This window comes from Bacillus cereus group sp. BfR-BA-01355 (assembly GCF_022663675.1).
Lineage (GTDB): Bacteria > Bacillota > Bacilli > Bacillales > Bacillaceae_G > Bacillus_A > Bacillus_A thuringiensis_S.
In genome coordinates this window covers 1-5,695 of the sequence record NZ_JAKUFY010000187.1, presented here as the reverse complement: position 1 = coordinate 5,695, position 5,695 = coordinate 1, and the positions used below count along the sequence as shown (strand labels likewise).

The following is a 5,695-nucleotide window of genomic DNA, read 5'->3' as shown; positions in this document are numbered from 1 at the left end:
TTGTCTAGCATCTAAAAATAAAAATTGACGTTTCACGTTGTTTGTTTCGTTCAGTTTTCAAAGAACTACTTGGTCGCTCATTTGCGACTTCCTTATGTTAACATCTTCGTTAGTTAATGTCAACTAAGTTTTTTATTTCGTTTGTCGCTTGCGACGTTAATGTCATCGGCGACTTGTTCTATATTACACTTCATTTGTATAATCGTCAACATCTTTTTATAAAGATATTCAAGTTAATATTTTTATGCTCTTTTAACTAGACACGTCTCTATAGGATTTCATTATCGGAGCACGCTTTCTGCTTCTCTTTAATTTATTCTTCCAAACATATTCGAGTTAATTTGAGCTCTAGACTTAACTCGTGCGGACGTTTCCCTCCAACAAAACTAGCAACCTTATTTTAACAAATACTAGTATATAATTAGAGAGTTGTTGTACTATCAATAAAACTCTATTAGAAGCAGGTGAAAATATGAAAGATATACGTATCCTTTTAGCAGACGACGATAAAGAAATCCGAAATTTATTAAAAATATATTTAGAACGAGAATTATATATGGTAGACACTGCAATCAACGGCGAAGAAGCCTTGCATTTATTTAATCAAAATAACTATAACCTCGTTATATTAGATCTTATGATGCCCAAAATAGATGGAATCGAGGTATGTAAAAAGCTTAGATATAAAACTAACGTACCTATATTAATGCTCACCGCTAAAGATCACGAAATTGATAAAATTTTAGGCTTAAGCATTGGTGCTGATGATTACATTACAAAACCTTTCAGCATTCACGAAGTAATTGCACGAGTAAAAGCTCTTATGCGGCGTTTTTTAGTTCTTGGAAGTAGCAATACTGCTCAACAAAAAACAACTTTATCTTTTAAAGGACTAACTTTCAATCTAAATACATACACAGTTCATACAAATAAAGAAGAAATTAACTTAACCGGAAAAGAACTGGAACTATTAAAATTCTTTACTTCAAACCCAGGACAAGTATTTACAAAAACACAGCTCTTCCAAAATGTGTGGGACGATAATTATATAGAAGATGACAATACCGTTATGGTACATATTCGAAAACTTAGAAAGAAAATAGAAATCGACCCTTCCAATCCAAAATTCATTCAGACTATATGGGGAATTGGTTATAAGTTTGTAGGTGAAAAGCTTGAAGACTGATAAAACCCTCTCCCTTATTACATTACAACTTATCATTTGTGGGATTTTAAACATACAAATGGAACCAAGATTAAAAATGTCTTTATTTATAATCCTTATCTTAATTACAATTTATCTCTTCTTTTCAAGAATACAATTCATTCAACATCGCAAGGCAATGGATACTAAATTAAGTCGTGTACTAAAAGGAAACTTACAAACGAGATTATTCACAAGCAATGACCACTCATTACATAATATCGTTTTTTCAATAAACGAGCTAATAGCTAAATTAGAGCAAGTTCAGATTGAAGCCAAAAGATCCGAGGAATCCAGAAAACAACTTTTGTCTAGTATCTCCCACGATATACGAACACCACTCACCTCCATCATCGGATATATAGATGCTTTAAAAGATGGGGTTGCTGTCTCTGAAATAGAAAAACAAGAATACCTTAAAATACTTTATATGAAATCAAATAACTTAAAGCACCTAGTTGATGAAATATTCAATATGGCGAAGCTAGACGCTAATGAATTTCCACTAAAAGAAGAAGAACTCGACTTTTCTGAAGTTACTAGAGAAGTTTTGATTGAATTTTTACCTGAGCTCTCAAAACATAACATCGAACTGCAAGTTCTCATACCAGAATCTACTTGCCCTATTATCGCAGACCATCTGAGCCTTATGCGGATTATGAGTAATTTAATGAAAAATGCCATTTATTACGGAAAGGATGGAAAAATAGTAGGAGTCGAACTACTAGAAACCGATAGAGAATATGAACTTCATATTTGGGACAAAGGCCCTGGTATTCCAAAGCATGATTTACAAAATGTGTTTGAGCGAATGTACCGAAGCGAACAATCAAGAAACTCCTCGTTTGGTGGTAGTGGTCTCGGGCTCTCTATTTCTAAAGCGCTCGTTGAGAGAAATGGTGGGCATATATGGGTTGAAAGCACTCCATGGAAACGAACTATTCTTGGCTTTTCTATTCCAAAACACAATACTTTTAAGAAATAGTTAAGAAATGATTAATATGCAGTTAAGCCTTCCTTTTTATGATGTAAGTAAGAACTTATAGAAAGCAGGTGTCTCCTATAAATACAATTATAAAAACGACTAACCTTACTAAAGTATATGGCAATCAAAAATCAGTAGATAATTTAAATATTAATGTTCAACAAGGGGAGATTTATGGCTTCATAGGCCGCAACGGTGCTGGTAAAACAACAACCATTCGTATGCTGCTTAGTCTTATAAAGCCTACAAGTGGAACGATTGAAATATTTGGAGAGAACTTATTCCAAAATCAAAAAGATATTTTAAGCAGAATTGGTTCTATAGTTGAAGTTCCAGGATTTTATGAAAACTTAACTGCAAAAGAAAACCTATTAATTAATGCAAAGATAATTGGGGTTCACAAAAAGAATGCTATCGAAGAAGCATTAGAAATAGTAGGCTTGCAGCATGAGACAAAAAAGTTAGTAGGAAAGTATTCTTTAGGAATGAAGCAACGCTTAGGAATTGCACGCGCTCTTCTCCATTATCCCGAGCTACTCATATTAGATGAACCAACTAACGGACTAGACCCTATTGGTATTAAAGAAATGCGAAAACTTATTCATTCTTTAGCTCAAGAAAGAAATATAACCATACTCATTTCTAGTCACATATTAGCCGAGGTAGAACAGTTAGTCGATCGTATCGGAATTATTCATGAAGGAAAGTTACTAGAAGAAGTTTCTCTTGATACGCTACGTAAAGCAAATCGTAAGTACATAGAGTTTCAAGTGAATAATGACAATAAAGCTGTGATGTTATTAGAAAATCATCTTCAAATTTTTGATTATGAAGTACACGATGAAGGGAATATTCGTATTTACTCTCATTTTGGACAACAAGGATACATAAATAGAACATTAGTTCTTAATGGTATTGAAGTATTAAAAATGATGATAAGTGAAGATAGACTAGAAGATTATTTCACCAAGCTAGTTGGAGGTGGAACAATTGGTTAATCTACTCTATACAGAACTCTTAAAATTAAAACGCTCTAATATGTTTTTAATTAGCATTATTGGTGCTGGTGTCGCACCTTTCTTAGTTGTAGTAGCCTCTTATATACATATAAAAACAAAACAGCCAACTCCGACTATTTGGTTCCATCAATTATTCACTGATGTTAACTTATATACTACTTTAGTTATAGGATTCCCCTTATATGGAGTAGTGGTTGCATATTTGCTTACCCGCGAATATGCAGAAGATACACTAAAAAATTTACTAACTATCCCCGTGTCGCGCATTAGCTTTATTATAAGTAAATTCATCATTCTCTTTCTTTGGATCATGATGCTAACTTTAGTCGCTTGGACACTTACTTTAATATTAGGGCTATTGGGGAATTTCCCTGGTTTTAACATTGCTTTACTTTTAAGTTCTTTCCTAGAATTTTTAATATGTGGTGGACTTCTCTTTCTATTGTCTTCACCTATTGTACTACTAACTCTTGTCATGAAGAGCTATGTACCGCCCATTATATTAACAGTCATTATTACAATGACCAATCTTATGCTCGTAAACTCCAAGCATAAAGATTTATTTCCGTGGACCGCTACTCTAGATATCGCAAATAATGAATTACAACCGACATATCCACCAGAGTATTCTTATATCATCATTGCAGTAACAACAATTTCCGGATTTATTGCAACACTATTCTATTTTAAAAAAGTAGACATTCATTAATTTATAGGAGTGAAACTATGAGCGATATCATTATTGCCTTCATACTCGGTATTGTAGAAGGATTAGCTGAATTTTTACCTATATCTTCTACTGGCCACCTTATATTAGTCGGGCATTTATTAGACTTTGAAGGAGAAAGAGCAAAAACGTTTGAAATTGTTATTCAGCTAGGCGCAATTTTAGCTATTGCAATTTTATATCATAAACGTCTCGTTTCTCTATGTAATATTAAGCCTCTTCTACGGAAAGAGAAAAAATTCAACGCGTTTCATGTATTTCTTGGCGTATTTCCGGCAGTAGTGGCTGGTTTGCTACTACATGATATTATTAAAACATACTTATTTCAGCCATACACTGTTGTGATTGGACTTGTAGCAGGGGCAATTCTTATGATCTTTGCAGAAGTAAAAAAGAAAGAGGCAACCGCCTATTCACTGGACGATTTAACATACCGTCAAGCTTTAACAATTGGATTATTTCAGTGCTTAGCAGTATACCCTGGCTTCTCTAGAGCTGGCTCTACTATCTCTGGAGGTCTATTAGCAAAAGTAAATTATAAAACCGCATCCGAGTTCTCTTTTCTAATAGCTCTTCCTGTAATGGTTGGAGCTACAGGCTTAGACTTACTAAAAAGCTGGGAGTATTTAAGTGTCGATGACATCCCTATGTTTGCGGTAGGATTCATTACCTCTTTTACCGTAGCGATGCTAGCGGTAGTAACTTTTCTAAAGCTTTTAGAGAAGATAGGTTTAAGACCTTTTGCATACTATCGTATTTTGTTGGCTATCTTATTTACGCTTTTCGTATTACTATAGATTCATATAAGTCACATATCATTAAACTGATATTCAATTTTAGAATATCGGTTTTTTATCTATTTCAACTCTAGTACTACTCACTTCAATATGGCATAGTGATAATAAGCTACCATTAATAGTCTGAACGTTCTTTAAGTAACTATATCCTTTATCATAAAATGCAATTGGAAAATTAAAGATTCCATATATATACAGAACATATTTACAAACCATATTCATTCCACATAGTATCTTTTTAATTTGCAACACACTGATACAAATTTCAAATGAGCACAAAGACAGAATAAATAAATAAATAAATAAATTTCCTAGGAATTATAAAGCGACTAAATTTAATTAGAGTGAGGTGACGATAAAATGAATCAATTAGCACAGACATATTGGAATACTTATTGGGGAAACAACAAAAAACCAGAATCTGTTATAGCTTGGCAATTTGGAGATTCCCCTAATTATCTTGCACAACTAGTAATTGACGGTATTAAAACTGCTACATGCTCCGGTCACATTTTTTATGAATTAGAAAATGAACCGCTACCGACCACTAATGATTATAGTATTATACTTAATAGTAATGATGAACCTGTAGCTATTATTAAGATAATAGAAGTAACTGTAACACCAATGAATGAAGTAAGCGAAGAATTCGCTATCGCTGAAGGCGAAGGAGATCGTACTTATAATTACTGGAGAGACACCCATGTTCGTTTTTTTACAAAGGAACTAAATGAGCTTGGTCTTAATTTCTCTGAAGATATGTTACTCGTCTGTGAGCGTTTTGAACTTGTTGATGTGAACAATAAAGTGAAATTATAAAAACTGAGATTTACCACCCATTCTTATTTTTATAAAACACAAAAAAGACAAGTCATTCTGACTTGTCTTAAAGTTGCTTGGCGACGTCCTACTCTCACAGGGACAAGGTCCCAACTACCATCGGCGCTAGAGAGCTTAACTTCC

At 33.5% G+C, this 5,695-nt stretch carries 6 protein-coding genes; all 6 read left to right on the top strand.

From position 1 onward, the window contains the following. The first annotated feature begins 472 nt into the window (after positions 1-472). The 6 genes from MR167_RS30050 (at position 473) to MR167_RS30025 (ending at position 5,551) form a co-directional block, all read left to right on the top strand. Complete coding sequence (locus tag MR167_RS30050) at positions 473-1,186, top strand: response regulator transcription factor (RefSeq protein WP_000652005.1); 714 nt, start codon at positions 473-475, stop codon at positions 1,184-1,186. Next, positions 1,176-2,189, top strand: a complete 1,014-nt coding sequence (locus MR167_RS30045; protein ID WP_242316131.1) for a sensor histidine kinase — start codon at positions 1,176-1,178, stop codon at positions 2,187-2,189. Before MR167_RS30050 ends, MR167_RS30045 begins: the two co-directional genes overlap by 11 nt. Before the next feature lie 68 nt (positions 2,190-2,257). Then, positions 2,258-3,187, top strand: a complete 930-nt coding sequence (locus MR167_RS30040; protein ID WP_000074583.1) for an ABC transporter ATP-binding protein — start codon at positions 2,258-2,260, stop codon at positions 3,185-3,187. Further along, a complete protein-coding gene (locus tag MR167_RS30035) occupies positions 3,180-3,917 on the top strand; it encodes an ABC transporter permease (RefSeq protein ID WP_000247718.1) in 738 nt (245 codons plus the stop codon). The genes MR167_RS30040 and MR167_RS30035 overlap by 8 nt, the downstream gene beginning before the upstream one ends. A gap of 17 nt (positions 3,918-3,934) precedes the next feature. Next, entirely contained in the window at positions 3,935-4,732 is a 798-nt protein-coding gene (uppP, locus tag MR167_RS30030) for an undecaprenyl-diphosphate phosphatase UppP (protein ID WP_242316130.1), read from the top strand. Between the two features lie 360 nt (positions 4,733-5,092). Further along, the gene (locus MR167_RS30025) at positions 5,093-5,551 is read left to right on the top strand and encodes an ASCH domain-containing protein (RefSeq protein ID WP_001072428.1); all 459 of its coding nucleotides are present in this window, start codon (positions 5,093-5,095) and stop codon (positions 5,549-5,551) included. Positions 5,552-5,695 lie beyond the last annotated feature (144 nt).